This is a genomic window from Mucilaginibacter sp. P2_A4 (assembly GCF_056405015.1).
In genome coordinates this window covers 37706-59194 of the sequence record NZ_JBFUCX010000008.1, presented here as the reverse complement: position 1 = coordinate 59194, position 21489 = coordinate 37706, and the positions used below count along the sequence as shown (strand labels likewise).

18 protein-coding genes are annotated in these 21489 nt (G+C 41.0%); 11 read left to right on the top strand and 7 right to left on the bottom strand.

Features of this window, described 5'->3' with window-relative positions; all coding sequences use genetic code 11:
* Positions 1-196: 196 nt before the first annotated feature.
* Complete coding sequence (locus AC1DYB_RS15710; protein ID WP_295717270.1) at positions 197-649, top strand: organic hydroperoxide resistance protein; 453 nt, start codon at positions 197-199, stop codon at positions 647-649.
* A 124-nt stretch (positions 650-773) separates the two neighbouring features.
* The gene (locus AC1DYB_RS15705; protein WP_477436307.1) at positions 774-1988 is read left to right on the top strand and encodes an epoxide hydrolase family protein; all 1215 of its coding nucleotides are present in this window, start codon (positions 774-776) and stop codon (positions 1986-1988) included.
* Between the two features lie 207 nt (positions 1989-2195).
* Here AC1DYB_RS15705 and AC1DYB_RS15700 read toward each other — a convergent pair whose 3' ends face one another.
* Both AC1DYB_RS15700 and AC1DYB_RS15695 read right to left on the bottom strand, forming a co-directional pair.
* Positions 2196-4007 carry a hypothetical protein gene (locus AC1DYB_RS15700; protein ID WP_477436305.1) on the bottom strand — a complete coding sequence of 604 codons (1812 nt, stop codon included), beginning with the start codon at positions 4005-4007 and terminating at the stop codon, positions 2196-2198.
* A 23-nt stretch (positions 4008-4030) separates the two neighbouring features.
* Positions 4031-4729 carry a hypothetical protein gene (locus AC1DYB_RS15695; RefSeq protein WP_477436303.1) on the bottom strand — a complete coding sequence of 233 codons (699 nt, stop codon included), beginning with the start codon at positions 4727-4729 and terminating at the stop codon, positions 4031-4033.
* 462 nt (positions 4730-5191) lie between these two features.
* On the opposite strand from AC1DYB_RS15695, the gene AC1DYB_RS15690 reads away from it, so the two are divergent.
* The 4 genes from AC1DYB_RS15690 (at position 5192) to AC1DYB_RS15675 (ending at position 7746) form a co-directional block, all read left to right on the top strand.
* On the top strand, positions 5192-5836 hold the full coding sequence (locus tag AC1DYB_RS15690; RefSeq protein WP_477436301.1) for an SGNH/GDSL hydrolase family protein: 645 nt from the start codon (positions 5192-5194) through the stop codon (positions 5834-5836).
* Between the two features lie 537 nt (positions 5837-6373).
* On the top strand, positions 6374-6496 hold the full coding sequence (locus tag AC1DYB_RS15685) for a hypothetical protein (RefSeq protein WP_477436299.1): 123 nt from the start codon (positions 6374-6376) through the stop codon (positions 6494-6496).
* A gap of 252 nt (positions 6497-6748) precedes the next feature.
* A complete protein-coding gene (locus AC1DYB_RS15680; protein WP_477436297.1) occupies positions 6749-7390 on the top strand; it encodes a TNT domain-containing protein in 642 nt (213 codons plus the stop codon).
* Positions 7387-7746 carry a hypothetical protein gene (locus AC1DYB_RS15675; protein ID WP_477436295.1) on the top strand — a complete coding sequence of 120 codons (360 nt, stop codon included), beginning with the start codon at positions 7387-7389 and terminating at the stop codon, positions 7744-7746. The genes AC1DYB_RS15680 and AC1DYB_RS15675 overlap by 4 nt, the downstream gene beginning before the upstream one ends.
* 49 nt (positions 7747-7795) lie before the next feature.
* Here the strand turns inward: AC1DYB_RS15675 and AC1DYB_RS15670 are convergent, their stop codons facing one another.
* Together AC1DYB_RS15670 and AC1DYB_RS15665 are read right to left on the bottom strand one after the other, a co-directional pair.
* Positions 7796-8617, bottom strand: coding sequence for a hypothetical protein (locus AC1DYB_RS15670; protein WP_477436293.1), 822 nt, complete (start codon positions 8615-8617; stop codon positions 7796-7798).
* 287 nt (positions 8618-8904) lie between these two features.
* Positions 8905-10638 (bottom strand): reverse transcriptase domain-containing protein, encoded by a 1734-nt coding sequence (locus AC1DYB_RS15665; protein ID WP_477436291.1) that lies wholly within the window; start codon positions 10636-10638, stop codon positions 8905-8907.
* 203 nt (positions 10639-10841) lie between these two features.
* On the opposite strand from AC1DYB_RS15665, the gene AC1DYB_RS15660 reads away from it, so the two are divergent.
* On the top strand, positions 10842-11828 hold the full coding sequence (locus AC1DYB_RS15660) for a BT4734/BF3469 family protein (protein ID WP_477436289.1): 987 nt from the start codon (positions 10842-10844) through the stop codon (positions 11826-11828).
* A 790-nt stretch (positions 11829-12618) separates the two neighbouring features.
* On the opposite strand, the gene AC1DYB_RS15655 is transcribed toward AC1DYB_RS15660, so the two are convergent.
* The 3 genes from AC1DYB_RS15655 to AC1DYB_RS15645 are packed head-to-tail and all read right to left on the bottom strand — an operon-like array spanning position 12619 to position 15231.
* Positions 12619-13614, bottom strand: a complete 996-nt coding sequence (locus AC1DYB_RS15655; protein WP_477436287.1) for an MlaD family protein — start codon at positions 13612-13614, stop codon at positions 12619-12621.
* A gap of 21 nt (positions 13615-13635) precedes the next feature.
* Positions 13636-14409, bottom strand: coding sequence for an ABC transporter ATP-binding protein (locus AC1DYB_RS15650; RefSeq protein WP_295713265.1), 774 nt, complete (start codon positions 14407-14409; stop codon positions 13636-13638).
* A 12-nt stretch (positions 14410-14421) separates the two neighbouring features.
* Entirely contained in the window at positions 14422-15231 is an 810-nt protein-coding gene (locus tag AC1DYB_RS15645) for an MlaE family ABC transporter permease (protein WP_477436285.1), read from the bottom strand.
* Between the two features lie 565 nt (positions 15232-15796).
* Here AC1DYB_RS15645 and AC1DYB_RS15640 point away from each other — a divergent pair.
* The 4 genes from AC1DYB_RS15640 (at position 15797) to AC1DYB_RS15625 (ending at position 21334) form a co-directional block, all read left to right on the top strand.
* On the top strand, positions 15797-16675 hold the full coding sequence (locus AC1DYB_RS15640) for an AraC family transcriptional regulator (RefSeq protein WP_295713269.1): 879 nt from the start codon (positions 15797-15799) through the stop codon (positions 16673-16675).
* A gap of 241 nt (positions 16676-16916) precedes the next feature.
* Entirely contained in the window at positions 16917-18749 is a 1833-nt protein-coding gene (locus AC1DYB_RS15635) for a sodium:solute symporter family protein (RefSeq protein ID WP_477436283.1), read from the top strand.
* A 13-nt stretch (positions 18750-18762) separates the two neighbouring features.
* On the top strand, positions 18763-19950 hold the full coding sequence (locus tag AC1DYB_RS15630; protein WP_477436281.1) for a glycoside hydrolase family 130 protein: 1188 nt from the start codon (positions 18763-18765) through the stop codon (positions 19948-19950).
* Positions 19951-20098: 148 nt separating this feature from the next.
* On the top strand, positions 20099-21334 hold the full coding sequence (locus tag AC1DYB_RS15625) for an AGE family epimerase/isomerase (protein ID WP_477436279.1): 1236 nt from the start codon (positions 20099-20101) through the stop codon (positions 21332-21334).
* The last annotated feature ends 155 nt before the right edge of the window (positions 21335-21489 follow it).

The window sequence follows — 21489 nt, the reverse complement described above, 5'->3', positions numbered from 1 at the left end:
TTAGAACGCTCAACCAATTTGATAACTGAATATTGTTTACATGGAGGATAAATTTTAAGAAAGTAATTATGAACGATAAACGCAGGGTGTGCCGCTCGCGACAATGAAGTTCCTTGCCAACTATAGGGCTACGGAGTATAACTGGCACAAAGTGGAAGTGAAAACTGAACAACACATATAATTAAAAATCAAAACAATGGAAAACACACATACAGAAGATCCACAAGTGGATACTCAGCTCACAAAAGTACTGTACACAGGCAAAACTCACACTACCGGTGGCCGCGATGGCGGCTCAGCTATTAGCTCTGATGGTCGTCTGGACGTTAAACTTTCCAGTCCCGGCACTCCAGGTACTGGAACAAATCCTGAGCAGTTGTTTGCCGCCGGCTGGTCGGGCTGTTTCATGAGTGCGATGAAGATTGCTGCTGCAAAAATGAAGGTAAGGTTTCCGGCAGATGCCGCCGTTGATGCTGAAGTGGACCTGGCCCAAACCGGGGAAGATTACCACCTGCAGGCACGCCTCAACATTAGTTTACCTGGCCTGGAACGCGAAGTTGCTCAGGCGCTGGCCGATGCAGGTCACCAAACCTGTCTGTATTCAAAAGCCACACGCGGTAATATTAATGTAGAGATCAACGTGGTTTAAGCCGGATACTCCGTTGATAAATAGTCTGAATACTACAAGGCCGTTTAGTCTGCCTAACCAATTTGTTGATAGACTACGGTTTACATCTAAAATAAATTAAGAAAGCAATTTTAAAATTTAAACAATGGAAACAATCACAGACACTTTAGAAGAAGTAGGATCGGCGGAATTGATCCACCCCTTCCAGACTACCTTTCCGCAGGCCGACCTGGATGATTTAAAACGCCGCATTTTAGCAACAAAATGGCCCGAAAGAGAAACCGTAGACGATCAAACGCAGGGTGTGCAACTTGATACTATTCAGGCACTGGCAAAATACTGGGGCACAAGTTATAATTGGCGTAACGTGGAGTCGAGATTGAATGCTTTGCCCCAATTTATAACAGAAATCGATGGCCTCGACATTCATTTTATTCACGTTCGTTCGAAACACGAAAACGCGTTGCCAATGATCGTTACACACGGATGGCCCGGTTCTATCATCGAACAAATGAAGATTATCGACCCGCTTGTGAATCCTACTGCACATGGTGGAAAGGCGGAGGACGCTTTTGATGTCGTAATCCCTTCCATACCGGGTTATGGATTTTCGGGCAGACCAACTACTACCGGCTGGGACCCTCAACATATCGCACGTGCCTGGGTTGTGCTGATGAAGCGCCTTGGCTATAAAAAATTTGTAGCACAAGGCGGCGATTGGGGCGCGCTCATCACCGAGCAAATAGGTCTGCTTGCACCTCCGGAGTTGTTGGCTATTCACACCAACATGCCTGGCGTATTTCAGGAGGACATTAACAACGCGGCATTTTCCGGGGCGCCGGCTCCCTCAGGTCTTTCAGCCGACGAGAAACTCGCTTACGAGCGTTTGCAATTTGTATATCAAAAAGGTATCGGATATGGTTTTCAGTTAGGATTGCGCCCGCAGACGATGTACGGACTCGCGGATTCACCGGTTGGCCTTGCGGCTTACTTTCTTGATCACGACGCACGCAGCTATGAACTCATCAAGCGCGTCTTTAACGGACAATCTGAAGGTCTTACCCGTGACGACATTCTTGACAATATCACGATCACCTGGTTAACAAATACGGCAATCTCTGGCGCCCGTTTGTATTGGGAGAACAAACTCGGGTACTTCACTGCCAAAGGACTCACCATCCCTGTTGCCGTCAGCGTTTTTCCTGACGAACTCTATCCGGCCCCGAAGAGCTGGGCAGAGCAGGCGTTTCCTAAATTAATCCATTACAACAAGGTAGAAAAAGGCGGGCATTTTGCAGCCTGGGAACAGCCTAAGATCTTCACTGACGAAATCCGGGCATCTTTCAAGTCGTTTCGCTGATTTGATAAAACAAGATCAGGGGATTTTTAAACCGGGCCGCTGTTTAGAGCGTTCCGGTTTTTTTATTAGTGGAGGGTGGTTGCGAAGAACCGTTTAGTGTATTTTATATAGAGAATTGTTTTGAAAGCATAGTGCAGACCTTGCAACGACCGCAAGGTTATTTTGCAACAGCATAAGTTAAATGAGTTTGTTTTTAATAGCATTTACCTAATAATAAGCCACTACTGATTTGCTGTTTAAATTAGTATCACTTCCCGGCTGATCATAATAAAAACGGGCCTCATTAAAGCCATCGGCCTGGTAAAGCCCAAATTGTTTTAACAGTAAAGCGTTCAGATTTACAGATGATACTCCTAAATACTTAGAAAAATCAGGGAGTTTAACAGGTGTAAGATAGCCCGCTGCTGGTGAGTATAGATTAAGCTGAAGGTATTTGGCAGAAGTAAAATCGATAAAATTGGCAAAATAATAATCGGAGGTACCTGTAATGGATGGTTTGAAGTTAGCCATTGATGTACCCGGCGTTGAAAAAGAGGGATCAAAAGTATTGATCCTGGCGGGGATGCCAGCTTCTACTTGTTTAATGATATAGTTTAAGTCACCTATTCTATAATTCGCGACTGTGGTATATTGCTGAAAAGGTTCATTGGGATAGTAAAAGTCGAGCTGGTTTGAGTTGCTGCTGATGTGGCCAAATGCATATGCGTAATCAGAAGATTTATCTTGTTTGGCAGAAACACGCAAATAAAAATTATCCCCCGGTGTGGTGTAGTTTTTTATAATGGGCGAACTGGTTACTTTGCTCAGATCAAGGTTGTAGTCTGTAGTTCCGACTGGTATTGTAAAGAAATTGTAGGTCACTTTGTTATTTTTTAACATCTGTACCCATAGTTTGCCTTTATCAGAACATTGTATTGGTGACAAAGAGCTGCTATCGGCCGGCGTGTTAATTTCTGCGCTACCCATATCAGTGCTTATGTTTAATTTATCAAAACCGGATACATTTTTTAAATGCAGCTTTAGCGTTGAGAAAGGCGGATTAGTATAGGTTCGGGTATTGACGTATACACTTCCCTTTTTTACCTGTAAGTAACCGGTGATATTGGGAGTTGTATGTATGTCATCCGAAATTCTTATCTCATAAAAATTAAAGCGGTCTTTAGTAAATGATTCTGTTGTTGAAAGCTTAAAAGATTTTGTGCCGGGTATATATTTCGTTTCAACTAATATTTTTCCGGTTTCATCTGTAGCAACAAAATAAGTAGTGGTAGCTGTATAGCCATCAGGTATTAGATTCAACGTGAGCAGGGTGCTTGACACAACAGGCACATCGTTATAGGCAAACGGACTAAAAACAACCTGCAACGTACCTTTATTGGCCACTACTGCCATGTTGTATTGGTTAAGTGTAACGATGCTTAGCCGTTTGCTCACCAGCTGGCCGGTTTCTTTTGAAACAAAGGAGATAGCGCCCTGGACACCGTTTTTAATATAGAGGTAATAGAAACCGTTACTAAGGCCGAGTTTATAAACGGCTGGTCCCGTATCTGCCTTAAATGTTGGTATGGTATTATCCTTAATAAATTTCTGATCTATCGTTATCAGTCCGTCGTTACTGGTAACGGTTAATGAAACAGCCTCTTTGTTATCAACGGTGTATGATTTCACCTGCCCTTTAAACCGCAAAAAGGTATCGGCAATTGCCGAAGGGTTTCCTGCAGATATGTTTATATCATATTTACCTTTATCAACTATTTTGGTGTAAGTAGTAATGTTTTTAATATCGATACTGTCCTTTATACGGGAGGCAACAGAATCCTTTGCATCTTTTAAATCAAATTCGAACGCTAAGTTACCGCCTACAACATTTTTCCAGGTACTGTTGATAAATGCAGGGTAGCTGATATCTTTAATGGTTATCTGGGGCGTAACCGGTACAGGATCCATGGTTGAATCGTGTTTTGCACACCCGGAGAATATAAAGAGTATAACTGTTATTACAGGGAAGTATTTTTTCATTTCGATAAGTTTTCCACCAAAACTTAATTTAGGTTGTTGTTTGATTTAAAGTCGTAGGTGTGCTTAACAACCGAGCCAGTTTTAGTTACAATTGCGGTTAAATTGTATTGGTTATTTGCAGCTACAGTTACGTTGGCAATAAAAAGATCGCCGCCGCTGGCTTCAGTAAAGGTCACTTTGCCTCCCGCTGATCCCGCAACGTAAATGAAATAATAGCCATTGGCTACACCTAAATTATAGGTTGTGTTTGTTCCGGTTGGGATAAAAGTTGGTACGGTGGTACTATCTATAAGTTTTTTGCTTATGGTAATAACACCATCAGTAGTAGTGGCCGGCATATTAATGGCAACATCTTTATTTATTACCACATTTTGGGCAAGGGCGTTAAATCTTATAAAGGTATCAGCTACTGCTGTGCTTTTTGTTTTTAATGATACATCATAAGTGTCTGCGATAACAGGTTTAGTATAAGTAGATAGCTTACTAAGATCGAGATCATCTGTTAATGAAGACGCAGTTAACGAGTCATTACTTTTGGCCGCGAAACGTATACTGGCCTGCCCGCCTAAAACTTGTTGCCAGGTACTGCTTACAACAGCATTTACCGCTAACTTGAACGAAACTTTAAATGTTTTAGAATTTGCCGGTATTTCAGTATGGTTTTTAGAGCAGCCGCTGCAAATGACAGCTGAAGCAAAAAGTGCAGTTATAATTTTTTTCACTTGCGACGGTTTAAGTTATCGGAGTGAGGAGTTTAGCCACATTCCGATGCCAATTTAATAAATATTTGTTAACTTTCTATAGTAGCGAAATGGCTATTCAGGTATCTTTATTTAATGAACGTCAGTTGGTAGGATGGCAGCACTAAGGCCAGGTAGAGAGTAAAGAAAACGCGGAAGGCTTCCCAGCCAATGGAATATTCATTCTTGTGCTACTATCTTGAAGTGTGTCAGTTCAGCGCTGATGTATTAGCTAATTTTGTGGGGAGAATGACTATTCTTTACTCTTAATTTTCTGCCTTAAATTAGGCAGTTTCGAATCGCCTGCTTTAAATTTTGAAATATCTCTATTCTGTTGCTAATTATGATGGGGTATTAATATATATGTCTGGGAAAAATGTTATCTTAATTGCGAAATACAACCGTTGAATATTTAGACAAAAACCGTAAATCGCAATTATTATAATGAAAAAAAATTACTTATTACTTATTTGTATAGTCATCTTCGTGTCTTGTAAAAAGGAGGAATATATCAATCCAAATTCAATAATCAGTTGGGGTGATAGTTTAACCAAAGGCTCGGGAGGGAGTAGTGTTACATATCCAAAAAAACTGTCGGAACTAACGGGTCGCGATGTTATCAATGAAGGTGTAAATGGTGCAACCAGCACATCAATTAAAAACAAAATGTTTGCGGCACCAAATTTACATAGCTATCCCACTATCATTTGGGCAGGGCGAAACAACTATATGCATTCAGATACGATACTTAACGATATCGCTTCGATGGTAAATTCGTTAGGGCATTCACATTACTTAGTTTTAGGAATAATAAACGGTGATACCCCGAACGAGTTAAAAGGTGCAGTTTATTATAAGCGTATTAAAGCTATTAATGATACTCTTGCAGCGAGATATGGTTTACACTATTTGGATATTAAACCTTATTTAATTTCAAAGAGAGATTCAACAAATATGAATGATGTACAGAATGCAAAAAATGATGTTATTCCATATACCCTTCGTTCAGATTTCCTGCACTTAAATAATAAAGGCTATGGTTATGTAGCCGAAGCTATTTATACTAAATATGATATTTTGGTTCAATAAGTTACTTTTCGGGGCATTCTGAAAAAGAGGTAACGGTTTTAGCTTATGGTGGTTGTTTTCGCCGCACCATTTGTTGATGATCTCGTTTTCTAAAAAGGCTTTAACAGCGACTGTTAATATGTAATGTTGCTACAGCTGTAATCGGGTATTAAATACATATCCAGACCTCATGCTGGTGCGGTGAAAATACCGACCAGAGCCTAAAACGGCTATACACTGATGTAAGAGCTAATTTTGGTGGGGAGATTGAAATGATCTTATCCAAAGTTTCTTATCTTACTCCGCCTAAATCAATCGGAGATGAACACTGCCAACCATAACCTAATAGTTGCCTCAAACCTGGTGAGAGCATCTGCGTTTATTAACGCGACCACTTATTTTATAGTTGAACCGAGGCCAGGAATAATCATGGAATTCCTTACCCTAGCCTTCACTATTCTCATCGCACGTTTAATACGAAAAGGTTACAAATGAACCAGGTGGGTTTTACTCTCTTTATCGATAATATCTGTTCCCTTGTATATTATAGGTCTATTTATGCTTAAGACAAATATGTTGTTACAACTACCTAACATCGCGATAAGCCTGGTAGAAACAGTAGCTGTTATATACTTATTCCTGCCTTATAGGGAGCTTGATTATGATGAAATTGAAGCGTAGGAAGCAGGCCCTTACAATTTTTTATATAGGATCAAAAGCATGGTGGTTGGTTATCAGACGGGCTTTATGCGACATGTGGCCCAAGCAATGTGAAGTATCAGAAAATCGACCGGTAATTAAAAATGAAAAAAGTCAAGATATATGTATATCAATAATACCAACATATTATTAAAAATAAATATGTCGATTTGAATTGATAAAGTATTTGCATATATTATATTTAGCTAGTTAATAAACCAAACATCTTGTCCTATGAAAACAATAAGAATATTGCTGTTGGCAGTATTGCTGCCTTTTGTTGTCAACGCGCAAACGGAGCATTCCAAAAAAACACACAAACACGTAGCCGGTTCAGGAAGGGAACATCATAAAAACGACAGCCTTGTACGCGGAGTTTCGTTTAGTGTTTTTGTAGCCTCTGTTGCCGATTTTGCCGACAGCACCAAAAAGCCGCTTGCGAAAACAGCCTGGCAATTATGGAAGCACGAAAAATGGGCCGAACTGGAGCAGTTTTTCAGCACAAACAACCTCAATGGCGGCTGGCCCCCAAACCGTGGCGCCCTGTCATTAAAAATGATTACGTTGCAGGCCGGCCTGTTGGTTGATCGCTATGGAGGTTATTACGATGCCGACAGTGTTTTCCAGGACCGCGGCACTTTTGTATCAAAGGTAGATGTGCCCTTTTCGCAACGCGCTTTGCCCGATAAAACCTTACAATCGCCATACAGGGTTTATAAAATTGTAAAACCTATCGACAGTGTAAAAAGAGGTCAGATTATCCCCTGGTTTAATAAGCCCGGTTTAGGGATCCAGTTTGAATTACCTTATAATATCAATGATCTGAAAAAAGGAGGGTATATTGCCGAACAAAAAGATAAAGAACGGCCCAAATGATAACCAATTATAAAAAGGTAAAGTCGCTCATATTTGATGGCCCCGAACAGGAGATCCTGCACAAATCATTCGATTTGAGCCGTGAAACCACCCTGATCACCCCCATAAAACTGGACGACTTTGCCAATAATAACCTCGAAGATCTACAGCACGCTATTAGGGCCGCCGACTTTGAATTCATTATAAAAACCGGAGCTTTTGTTACGGATGGTGGCTTCCTGAACCTATATAAGGGCAGCAATAACCTCAGGCTGTATTATTATAAAAAAGGTAATATCATAGTTGTTTTTGCCTACGGCGAATTTCAACCCGGCCGCTATATGCTTTACCTGGAAGGTTTTTGGGTAGTTGATTAGTGATGTATCCCCCGCTGCTCAAAGTCGGAATCGAACAGCGGAGGGGGGATCATTTATTTAATGATGAAGAAAAATATATTTCGTTGCCATAAAGGTCATATGTTGCCTCAAATGTTACAGAACTGGAATAAGTATAGTTATTTTTAGTAATAGGGTAATTTATATTTCCCCATGCATTAATAAATTTACCGTAAAATAAGTGGGTATAATTACCCGGTTCGTTTGTAACTATACCTGCGCTGTCTCGTAAATGTTCGCATTTCTCTATAAAAACTCTCACCTCACCATCTTTATTAAGTTGCCTGTTTTTTAATGTGCGTAATTCTGCTTTGGTTAATTTGCTAATTCTTTTGATGTATGATAATGTATCAAACGTTGTTACGATAGGAGCTACGCTTTTATCGTGATTTATCGCATCCTGTCTCTCATCGCCAGTAATACCCGTTACATCTAAGTTTTCCGGTATTAGACTTTGAGTTTTATAATCATGCCTCCAAAATTTTCCTGCATAATAAACATTACCCTTCCAATCGCCCCTGTAATAAAACCATACTCGATACCAACAATCAGGATTTTCAATGTTCGGCGATTTAGTATTAAACAAACTATCTGCTATCGTAGAGAGCTTAGAGGTGTCTATGGTTTGATATATAGGCTCTCTTATCAATACAACAGCCTGGGCGGGGGTATTTTCTAAAATCTCATATTTTACATTTGAACTATTGTTTTTGTTTCCGGTTCTGCTATCAGTATAGACCACGCTATGTTGTTGGTTGTTAGTCTGATCACATGAGTTAATTGTAATCATTAAGAAAAAAGAAGCGCAGGTGACTGTTGTGTAAGTCCACAGAATTGGTATTGTTTTATTCATGAGGTTATAAGGTTGATTGTGTCAATATTGCAATAGCATTTGACGTTTTCGCAATGCTCCAAATTGGAAGTCTTTTAGGAGCTTGAAATGTTGCTGATCAAACGTCTGAGATTTCAATATTCAATATGTGCTGGAAATCATTTCGTTCTGATATGAATCTCAGCATAATAATTAATCATAAAACTTTTTTTTTCGCGGTTAAATTGTGGACGGCCATGTTACACGTTTGCTAGCGTGGAAGGGTATTTGAAACGCTTTACGCTAGTATTACACTAACTTGATAGGTTCTATTTCAAAAAACCATGATAACTAAATGGATGGCCATAGAATGTTTTTTCTGAAAGCCTACTTGGTTTCTCACTAGGTTTAATTAAATTGGATAATGTTTTACCGAATTTTGATAAAGTATGTTTCCTGCTTCGGTCGAGATATTTACATTGCGTTCTTGACACGAAATTCATATCCAAACATTTAAACCCATTTGTCCAACAGAGTCCGTGTTGAGCGGTTTTATAATTGTATAAATTTGCCCGACCCACCGACATCGAAATTAGCCGGTTTTCCAAGGCATAAATTTGTTGTTTTTTTGATTTTCGGGAATGTTCATTAGCCCTATGTTTGGTTCGTTTGTTTAGGTTTAGCGCTTTTAGTACTTCAAGCATCTCATGCTTTTGCTTTGTGGCTTCTTTTAGCAGTGATTTCTTTCTTACCCTTATAATTCCGTCATACCTAATTTGATATCCCACAAATCCAAGCCAAGGTACAGCGCTTTTTGCATTCGAATTAGATGACCAGTTATAAGGACTCTTTGATTTGGTTTTCCAAAAACCACGGTCATAATTGGTAATTACTTCTGGTTTGTGAACAATGAGATTTAATGTGTCAATTTTTAGTAAATAACGGTTTAAAGCCGCATCACATTTTTCTTTAATAGTATGTAATATAACCATATCATCACAGAACCTAAGATAGAGTAACTCCGGATCTTTAGGTTCGCTATCAACTGCCTCATCCACCTCATGTAACAAGAAATTGGCTATCAAACATGATAAGGCTCCACCTTGCGGTACGCCAATGTCTTCCTCTAATAATTTATCACCATAATAATTGCTTTCCAATTTAACATGCGGCCAATCAAACACACCACCAGGAATGCCGAATTGATCAAAATAGTGAGTTCCATTATATTTTAATACAGTTTTGTTAAACGTATATGAGGCCAGATATTGATTAAATATTTTCCTTGCCTTTGACTCAAAAAACGCACCAGAGTCAGTAACTTTAAATATAAATTTTTCGAAAGCTTCTATAATTGTTTTGTGATTAAGGCAGTCAAAAAACTTTTCTAAATCACATTCGGCAACATAAATAGGTTTCTTGGGTCGCTCCTTCCTATACTCTGCTATTTTGTTAATTGTATCATGGTGAGTTCTTATTTCCTCGAGTTTTGACGATCTAAAAGCATATGAACAGTTATGAAGAAAAGGGTCAAATAAATCGGTAAGATATTTTGCTGTAAAGCCGATAATTATACGGTCTTCTAAATTATACAAAGAAATGGGCCGACAGACTTTGCACGTTGGCGTGTTGTCCTTTTTAATTGGGTTGATTACCGGGCTCTGGATATACATCATATCGGGATTGGCGGCTCTAGCCTGAACTCTTTCTATGAATTGCTGCAGTTTTACGTACCAGTCTGGTTGTGTTATTATTCCATTAATTACTTTATAATGAATTGATGTAATCGTCTTGTATAAGCTAAAAATGGTTGTGTCTTGAGAATTGTCAAATTTCTTTCGCTCTTCGTTATTAGCCCGATGCCAGGTTCTTCTACTTGGGAATAGCTCTTTTAGACTTGGCGGGCAATTGTGTTTATTTTTTAGCAAGAGTATAGAAACCTTGTGGAGGCTGATATCTCTTAGCAGGTGAAGTTTGTGTTTCTTCTTTGCTTGCTTTATGCGGTATTTACATAAAGTTTTTATAATGTTCTTGGCTGAAAAATAATCTTCATAATTAGGCATAAAGCTAAGAGTAGTGTGGATTTTATTTTAACCAAATACAAACATAAAAATTACGCACTGATAAACTACCGGAGGCTCAATGCGTGAAGCCATTTCTTCAGCCAATTTTATTTAGCCTATCTTAAAAAAGAACCGTCTCAACCTAATGGCTTACGCCACTCTTCTCTACTCTTAGCTTGGCTAAATGTATTATATTTGATTGCATGGTCAAAGGAAAAGAAATAATAATTTCAAGCTATAATAATAAAGCTGCCAAAACGAATGTAGAAATAACATTACTTGAGGAACTTAATTATATAATTAAAGGTAGATGCAAAACTCAGGTAGAACATTGTAGGCGTTTATATACTGCCGGTTTAATAGCCGAATACAAAATGGCCAAGTCTGTTTTGCCTGTTGTTACCTTTAGCGGAACGTTTAATGGTGCACATACAGCTGACAACCTAAGTGATTATAGCAAGCTATTCGTAATTGACATAGATAATATAGAAGAAGTAGAGCTTAAAGAGAAAAAAGAAACAATATTTGATGATAAGCACGTATTAGCAATTTGGATTTCACCATCAAATAGAGGATTGAAAATTCTAATAAGTACGGAATCTACAGCGGATGCACACAAGACCTATTATTCCGAAATCTGCAACTATCTATCTTCGACATACAACATATTGATTGACAAAAGTGGTAGTGATATTTGCAGATTATGTTTTACTTCTTATGATCCCGAAACTTTATTTAAAGACGAATGTGAACCCTTTGTTGTTGATTTGGAGGTAATAACAGAAAAATTAACGGCGACAAAAACACCGAAAGATTCCATAAAAAGAATTACAACATTAGATAGAAAGTTGGAGAAACGTTTGTTTTACGCTACTGAAGGTAAAAATTTGAGAAATGACCGAGATACAATAGATAAAATAATCAGATTTTTAAGATCACGCAAACTGTCAATAACCGACAACTATAATGACTGGTACAAAATCGGGTTGGCAATCGCCAATACGTTTACCTATGATTTGGGAGTAAAATATTATTTGTATTTGTGTGAGATGGACGGCATTAATCATGACGAATACAAAAGTGCAGGCATATTGGATTACTGTTACCGTAATAGAAAATTGAATGTAGTGAACTTCGCCACGATCATCTTCTTAGCAGAGCAAAAGGGCTTCGCAATAAAAAAAGTGTAAATTCATTAATTTTTTTTATTAATACTTCCGTCTCACACCTGCCTTTGACGGGGGTAACATAAGTTAAGCATTTGCAAAACAATAGCTTGTCAAACGCACAAAAAAATTAATAGCCTGCACCGTCCGGTGCTACCTGTTTGTAGAAAAATCACGCCATTAACCTTTGCCTCGTAGAGGCTACCCTTTACCACCATGTTGTCACATCGCAAATTTCGGGTAGCACCTACGGCGCAAAATTCATTTTTGTGTTATTTGCTACAAACAGGTAGCTCCTGACGGAGCATTTTTGCCTACTTAAAGTTTGCGTTAGCGATTGCAGCGGATACCGGCCAATGTGGCTAAGGCTTGTGCAGTACAAGCGTAAAGCGCGGGCCGCAGGTAACGCCATGATAAGATATGAGATTTCTTTGCGGAGCGGCACAAAGTTCAAACTTATAGCGGCTCTGCATAGCATTGCTTTGTTCTTTGGAATTACAGGTATGTTATTACCTCTATATCTTACAACAATGACAGATGGGAGAAGGGCCCGTGTAAATTGGAATCGTGAGAATCTGTTAATCCTATAAATACAGGTTCAGACAAAGGGGGCATTTGCTTGTCGGCTTTGCGCAGTTCGCTATTGCGTAGTTCCTGGTAATGATATATTAAATTCCCGTCATGTTGAACTTTTTTCAACATCCCATTTGCTAAGCCGACTGCTAATCAAATCACCTAACTGTCCCGTGAGGTGCTGAAACAACTCAGCGTGACTTGATGGAGATGTCATTTTCCCTTCACGCTCCGCTGTATTTTACTGTCCCGCCTTCTTCAAACTATCGGCCTTAGCCTTCTTCGCCTTGTCCTTAAAAAAACCTTTCAGGAAAAAGTTGTGTTGTGCGGCTTCCAGGTCGTCGTTTAGTTTGATGGAGCTTTGTTGCAGATTGTTAAGGGTGGTTTGTACCTGTACGGCGCCTTTGGGGTCGTTTAGTAATACGCCAATGGCGTTATCTGTTCTGTTCAGCTTGTCGCTGGCTTTGTTGAGGTTATTGGTTAGGGCTGATGCATTGCTGGCGGCGCTTTGCAGCTGGGTTACTGCCTGCCTTATCCGGTTAAATGTAGCGGTATCGGTAAGCAGGTTATCGGCAAGGCCCCCTTTGGTGTTTAATTTATTGCCGAAATGATCAAGCTGTACAGCCATCCGGGCTGCACTTTGGGTTGCGGCCTGTAGGTTAAGCATCGAGGCGCGTAACTGGTCGGCCATGGTGTTATCGGCCATTAAAGCGCCAACGGTGCCTTTGCCGGCCAGTATCTGGTGACTCAGGGCTTTAAAATCGGTGGTTATAGCCAGTAGGTTCTGGTTGTTTTCCTGCAGGGTTTTAAGCAGGTCATCGGTCGAGAGCATTTTTTCGGCCTGCAGGACATCGCCATCCTGTACTTCGGGCGCCTGTGGACTACCGCCATCTATCACGATGATCTTATTACCTATCAACCCATCCGAGCTGATTTTGGCCTGGGCATTGCGGTGGATGTATTGCTGGGAGGCCTGGTCGATACTCATAAAAACCTGTACCTGTGATGGCCCGGTAAATCTAACAGCGCTGATGGTGCCTACCTTTACGCCCGAGAACCAAACGTTGTTCCCCTTTTTTAGCCCGGCAACGTCGCTAAAAACAGAGCTGAGCTTGATGTTTTTTACAAAAGTCTTTTGCTGCCCGCCAAGTGTGAATACGCCAAGGATAAACAGGATTAAGCCGAGGGCTAAAAATAGGCCTACCGTAATTGCTTTTTTATTTTCTGATGAGTCCATGATAATGGTATAATGTCTTTTCTATTGGATAAAGTTGTAGTCGAAAAAAGGTTTAACCCGGCTATCGGTAGTATCAAATACTTCTTCGAAAGATCCGGTACGCTGAAATTGGCCGTCGAGCAGCATGGCAATGCGGTCGCCAGTTTGCTTGGCACAGGTTAAATCATGCGTAATGATGATGGAGGAGGTGTTGTAGCGTTCCTGTACCTCATTAATCAGATCGTTGATTTCGATACAGGTGATAGGGTCGAGGCCGGCGGTAGGCTCATCATACAGCATAATCTCGGGGTTCAGGATCAGGGTACGTGCTATCCCGATCCGCTTACGCTGGCCGCCCGATAGCTCCGAAGGCATCTGGTTAATGGTTTGCGACAGGCCCACGGCATCAAGAACTGTTTCAACAGCGGTGTTTATTTCCTGGCGGGTAATGCCCTTACGGTTACGTACTAAGGGAAACTCCAGGTTTTTGCGCACCGTCATACTATCATATAAGGCGCTGTTTTGAAACGAAAAACCTATCCTTACGCGCAACTCCTGTAATTCTTCTTCGCGGATATGGGCAATGTTATGACCCAATACATTCACCTCGCCCTTATCAGGACTTAGCAAACCAGATATAATTTTGATCAACACAGATTTTCCCGAACCCGAGCGGCCCAGCACCACCAGGTTTTCGCCCTGGTAAAGATCAAGATCAATGCCGCGCAAAACAGCGTAATCTTCAAAGGATTTTTCGAGCCCCCTTACGCTGATCACCGGGTTGGTATGGTCTGCTTTAACTATTTTCTTCTCCATGTTTCCCTTTGTTTAACGGAACCAGCTGGTTATCTGTACTATAATAATTTCTTCAATAAACACCAGGAACATGGCGGTTACCACAGCCCCGTTAGCGGCTTTACCCACACCCTCGGTTCCCTTGCTGGAGTTAAAACCCTGGTAGCAACCTACTATCCCAATAGTAAACCCGAACACAATGGATTTAACAAGCGATGCCACAAAATCTGTAAAAGTTAAGGGGTCAAATACTTCCTGTATAAATGTGCTCCAGGTAGTGCCCTCGTTTTGATTTACATTTAAAAAGCCCCCCACAATAGCAATAAAGCCGGTATAGGTTGCCAAAATAGGAATGGTAAGGGTGGTGGCAATTACGCGGGTGCATACCAAAAATTTAAATGGTTTGGTGCCCGATACTTCCATAGCGTCAATTTGCTCGGTTACGCGCATGGAACCCAGCTCGGCCCCGATGCTTGAGCCAACTTTGCCCGATGCTATTAATGCCGTAACCAAAGGAGCCAATGCCCGCATAATGGCTATTGACACCAGGGAAGGCAACCATGACTGCGCCCCGAATTGTGAAAGCGAAGGCCGTGACTGCTTTGTGAATATCACCCCCACTATAAACCCGGTTACGGTGATTAATGTGAATGAGCGTACACCTACTTCAAAGCATTGCTTCATTATTTCTTTAAATTCAAAAGGGGGCATAAAGGCCTCCCTGAAAAAGCGCAGAATGAATTGGTTGATGCGGTATAAGCTGATAAAAAAGTCGGTGATGCTTTGTCTAAATTTCGATCTTTTTTTTGCTGCCGCCGGTGTGGTGCTTTCTGCTGTATCCATTAAATATGATATAGTAGTTTTTGATTCATTTATATTATGGTTAATCTACAATAAATATTTACCAATTGTTTTGCTGGTGATTATATTATAGGGCATAATGTTAAACTGTTATGACTATTGTTTTTTGTGCTAATTTAATGCCATAATAAAAGGATGTTTAAATATACGGGCTTTTATTGGCATAAGCCGGAGTTTTAAGTATTGACCGTTTGGGTTAAATGTTAAAACACCAATTGGGTGCAAACCTAAGGCTTACAGTTTACATGCCGGTTAATGGAGTGTAAAATTTTGAGACATCATTTTTTTTATAAATTTTTATCTCTTTTTTGAAATTTCTTATCTGATTCTTAATCGTTTTTACCTGTTTTTTGAATATTCTTCGCTAATTTTTGATGATTTATTGAATACAAATTTCCAATATTATAACAGCTGTTTGTTTTTATCTGACAGAAATGGCAATGAAATGAAAGTAAATTATAATTCAAAAATTACAAAATGGTAAATAGTTGATATAATTTGGTTAAATTCGTATCAGGATTTTCTTCTTTTTAAACCTATACAATTTATGACGACAAGTAATGTGATGCGTGAAATAACGCCGCTTACCCCCAGTGATTGCTTTACCATTTTTTCGAGAGTTAAAAAAAAGTTCGACTTCCCCTTGCATTATCATGATGAATATGAACTTAACCTGATCATTAATGCCAAAGGCGCCAGGCGGGTTGTAGGTGGCCATATAGAAGTGATTGATGATGTAGAGCTGGCGCTGGTTGGTCCTAATTTGTATCATGCCTGGTTTACCCATCAATGCCTTAGCGAGGAGATCACCGAAGTAACCATTCAATTTCACAAAGATCTGTTTGATGAAAAATTTCTGAAGCGGAACCAGTTAAGCTTTGTGAAAAGCATGCTTGAACGCTCGCAGCGGGGTATCGTTTTTTCGCCCGAAACCATACTTGCTCTTAAAGATCGGATCATTAGCCTGGATAAAAAGAGTGGCTTTGATTCGGTGCTGGAATTGATGTCTATCCTGCACGATCTGTCTATCTCCCGCAATATGAAGATGTTGTCGGACCCGAGTTTTAGCAACGATAAGTTTTATTACAACAGCCGCCGCATCGAAAAAGTGTTTGAGCACATGAACGTGAATTACAACAAGCAGGTTACCCTGGCCGAGGTATCAAAAATTGCCAACATGCCCGAGGCTTCTTTTAGCAGGTTCATCAAAAAACGCACAGGTAAAACTTTTATCGATAGCTTAAACGAAATAAGGCTCGGTCATGCCTCCCGCATGCTGATAGACTCCACCGCTACTGTTGCCGAGATCGCTTACAAATGCGGGTTTAACAATATCTCCAATTTCAATAGGATCTTTAAACGCAAAAAGCTGTGTATCCCCAAAGAGTTTAGGGAAACCTACACCGGCAACCGGGTTTTTATTTAAGCGATTTGAAAATTTAAGGATGGCGGAATTGTGTAGATATTAAAATATAATGTTAAAAAAGTATTATAAAATTAACCTTAATAAGTTCACTTTTGAATCAACCAATTTAACTTAAACTGTGAAGGCGGCATGCCTGGCGGATTTTGATAAAAAGTCAGTAATTTTTTGAGGGTTTTTCTGGAAGGAATTTCAAAAAAAAATCAAAAAATCACAAAGAAAAAACAATAATCATGTCAAATAAATGAAGCTACACGCACTTGATGCTGCCATCATAGTTTTGTACCTGTTGAGCACCATTTTTATCGGCTTGTGGTATCGTAAAAAAGCCCGCGAAAATAAGGAAAGCTATATGTTGGGTGGTAAATCATTACCCTGGTATAAGCTGGGGCTAAGTGATGCATCCGACATGTTTGATATCAGCGGCACCATGTGGATGGTGAGCCTGTGCTTTGTATATGGCATGAAAAGTATCTGGATCCCCTGGTTGTGGCCGGTATTTAACCAGGTGTTTTTGATGATGTACCTCTCGCGTTGGCTGCGCCGCTCAAACGCTGCCACAGGTGCCGAGTGGCTGGCCACCCGGTTTGGCAAAACAGGACCTGGCGTAGGCAATTCACATATAATTGTTATCGCGTTCGCGCTGCTTAGTTGTCTTGGATTTTTAGCCTACGGATTTATTGGGCTGGGTAAATTCATTGAAATTTTTATTCCCTGGGATTTGGTTAAAGCCTATGTTCCCTTCAACGTTGCGCCGCAATATGTACCGCATGTTTATGGTATTGTATTTACGCTATTTGCTATGTTTTACTCCATTTTGGGCGGTATGCACAGTATTGTTCTGGGCGATATGGTCAAATACGGCATCATGTCTGTTGCCTGTATCTGGATCGGTTTTATTGCTGCTCATAAATTAGCAGGTCATCATTTAAATGTGCCCGACGGTTGGTATAGTCCATTTTTTGGGAAAAACCTGGGTATGAGTTGGTCGGGCATTATTAATGAGGTTAACCAGAAAATTAAGGATGATGGTTACTCGCTGTTCGGCCTGTTTTTTATGATGATGACCTTTAAGGGTTTCTTCGCGGCGCTGGCTGGTCCGGCACCTAATTATGATATGCAAAAGATCCTGTCGACGCGTTCTCCCGAGGAAGCCAGTAAAATGAGTGGTTTTGTGAGTATCATTTTGTTACCCATCCGTTACTCGCTTATTGTGAGCTTAACCATCCTGGGCCTGTTGTATTATAATCAAATGAACCTGAAGGATGCTACCGGCGCTATAGATTTTGAAAGGATATTACCGGCTGTTATCAATAATTTTTTGCCAGTTGGCCTGGTTGGGTTGCTGTTGGCCGGTTTGCTTGGCGCTTTCATGAGCACATTTTCCGGTACGATGAACGCGGCACAGGCTTATATCGTAAATGATATCTACATTAAATATTTTAACCCTGCGGCATCTACCAAAAAAATCATCGCCATGAATTACCTGGTAGGCGTGGTTGTAGTGGCAGTAGGGGTTATCCTGGGCTTCTTTGTAAAAGATGTAAACAGCGTACTGCAATGGATCGTATCGGCGCTTTATGGTGGCTACGTAGCATCAAATGTGCTCAAGTGGCATTGGTGGCGCTTTAATGCCAACGGCTTTTTTTACGGCATGCTGGCTGGTATTCTATCCTCTATGGTGTTTTCGCTGCTTATTCCATCCGGCGAGCTGTTGTATTGGTTTCCGCTTTTGTTCTTCATCTCCATGGCTGGTTCGGTTATAGGCTCCTACGCAAGCGCGCCAACAGATATGGCCGTATTAAAGTCCTTTTACAGCAATGTACGCCCATGGGGTTTTTGGGAACCGGTTAAAAAACTGGTAATGGCCGAAGATGAAAGCTTTGTGCCGAATAAAAATTTCAGACTGAACATGTTTAATGTGGTAATAGGGACTATTGCTCAATTATGCCTTACCATATTGCCCATGTATCTCATCCTCAACCAAAAATTCCCCTTGCTTGTAACCGTGGCATTGTTGGCAGTGATCATGCTGATACTGAAAAGGACATGGTGGAATAAATTAAAAGACTATTGATAGAAAGACATATATGACTCCTGAATTTAAACAAAGATTAACCCTGTTGCAGCAGGAACAACATCAACTTATAACAATGCCCAACCAAATAGCAGGTACCGGCAATGGCGTTTTTGATCGTTATATAAACCCGGTACTAACAGCCGCGCATACTCCAATTAACTGGCGGTATGATCTGGATGCGGCAACCAATCCATACCTCATGGAGCGCTTTGGCATTAACGCCGCCTTTAATGCCGGTGCCATAAAATTCAAGGGCAAGTATATGATGATGGTGCGTGTTGAGGGAGTGGATCGCAAGTCTTTTTTTGCCGTAGCCGAGAGTCCTGATGGAGTCAGCAATTTTACTTTTTGGGAATATCCTGTCAATCTGCCGCAAACAGATGAGCCTGATACCAATGTATATGATATGCGTTTAACACAGCATCAGGACGGGTGGATCTATGGCCTGTTCTGCACCGAAAGGCGTGATCCTGCCGCCTCCGCACATGATCAATCAATGGCTGTTGCCGCTTGCGGCATAGCCCGCACAAAAGACCTGGTGCAATGGGAACGTCTGCCCGATCTTAAAACCAATTCGCCACAACAACGCAATGTAGTATTGCACCCGGAGTTTGTAGATGGTAAATATGCCCTGTACACCCGCCCGCAGGATGGTTTTATTAGTGCCGGCACCGGCGGTGGCATTGGTTTCGGCCTGACCGATAATATGGAAAATGCAGTTATTGACCAGGAAACTATCATCGATAATAAAAATTACCATACCGTTTACGAAGCAAAAAACGGCCAGGGACCGACACCTATCAAAACCGATCAAGGCTGGTTGCACCTGGCTCATGGTGTACGCAATACAGCTGCCGGCTTGCGCTATGTACTGTATATGTTTATGACCGATTTAAACAACCTCACCAGGGTTACGCACAAACCCGGAGGCTATTTCTTAGCGCCGGAAGGAGAGGAGCGCGTGGGTGATGTATCTAACGTAGTATTCTGTAACGGATGGATAGCTGATGAGGATGGATCTGTTTATATCTATTATGCATCATCAGATACGCGTATGCATGTAGCCACCACTACGGTTGCTAAACTGATAGATTATGTGATGAATACACCTGAGGACGGCTTTAAATCGTCGACTTCGGTGGATAAAGTTTACGGGATTGTTGATAAGAATAAAAATATAGTACAGGAAATATTGTAGGTTTCGTAAGTGTCTATTCTCCGTAGAGACGCATATTTGCGTCTCCCGCGTGTAAATCGGAAATGCAATTCCGCTCGTCTGGTGGGAGACGCAAATATGCGTCTCTACAGAAAATTGCCTTATTAAAAATGTCATTTGATTTACAAGTATGACGGATAACACACCCCTGCCGCTGCACAAATTATCGCCTGAACAGCGAACATTATTGAATAATTACAAAACTGAGCTCAGCAACGAGCTCAGCAACATCATTACCTATTGGCAAAAATATACGCCCGATGAAGTAAACGGTGGCTTTGCTGGTAAGATAGATAACGATAACCAAGTAACGCCCGATGCACCTAAAGGCTCGGTTTTAAACGCCAGGATCTTGTGGAGTTTTTCGGCGGCTTATAATTTGAAGCCCGATGAAGCCAGTTTGGAAATGGCTAACAGGGCTTACGCCTACATCAATGCTCGTTTTATTGATGAGGAATTTGGCGGGGTGTACTGGTCTGTTGACGATAAGGGCAATATGCTGGATACAAAAAAGCAGGTTTATGCCAGCGCGTTTACGCTTTATGCCCTTAGCGAATACTATATGGCCTCTGGTTTAGCGGTAGTTAAAGATCAGGCTATTGCCCTGTATCATTTGTTGGTTGATAAAAGTTATGATCTGCATCAAACAGGCTACATGGAAGCCTTTGCCCGCGATTGGCAGCCAATAAACGATCTGCGTTTGAGCGCCAAAGATGCCAACGAAAAAAAGACCATGAACACCCATTTGCACGTACTGGAAGCCTATACTAACCTGTACCGCATTTGGCCTGATAGCGAACTTAAAAAGCAAATTGAAACGCTGATAAATAATTTTTGTGATCACTTTATTGATGCCGAAACTCATCACCTCGTATTGTTTTTTGACGAGGATTGGAACCGTAAATCGGATACGGTTTCCTACGGACACGATATTGAAGCAACCTGGCTGTTGCTGGAGGCGGCCGAAGTAATAGCCGACCAGAGCAAGATGGAGCAGATCAAAGAGATTTGTTTAGCAATTGCTGATGCAACTGTGACAGGCCTGGATACCGATGGTGGTTTATGGTACGAGTACGAACCTGCGAATGATCATCTCATTAAAGAAAAACACTGGTGGGTACAGGCCGAAGCAATGGTTGGTTTTTATAATGCCTGGCAAATCAGCGGCGATCAAAAATACCTCGATCTATCCATCTATAACTGGACTTTTGTCAAAACTAAAATGCTGGACAAGCAAAATGGCGAATGGTTCTGGGGGATTAAAGATGACGGCAGCATTATGCCCGGCGAGGATAAGGTTGGCCTTTGGAAATGCCCTTACCATAACAGCAGGGCTTGTATTGAAATTATAAAACGGATAAATTAGAAAATTAATGGCATGGTGAGTCGTAAAATCCGGTGGCCTCTAAAGGAGAGAATGACGTAACAAAAATGGCTGTCATCCTAAGCCTGTCGAAGGATAGCGGGCAAAGGCCTCTACGCGCGAGTCTTCGACAGGCTCAGACTGACAGACCCACACGC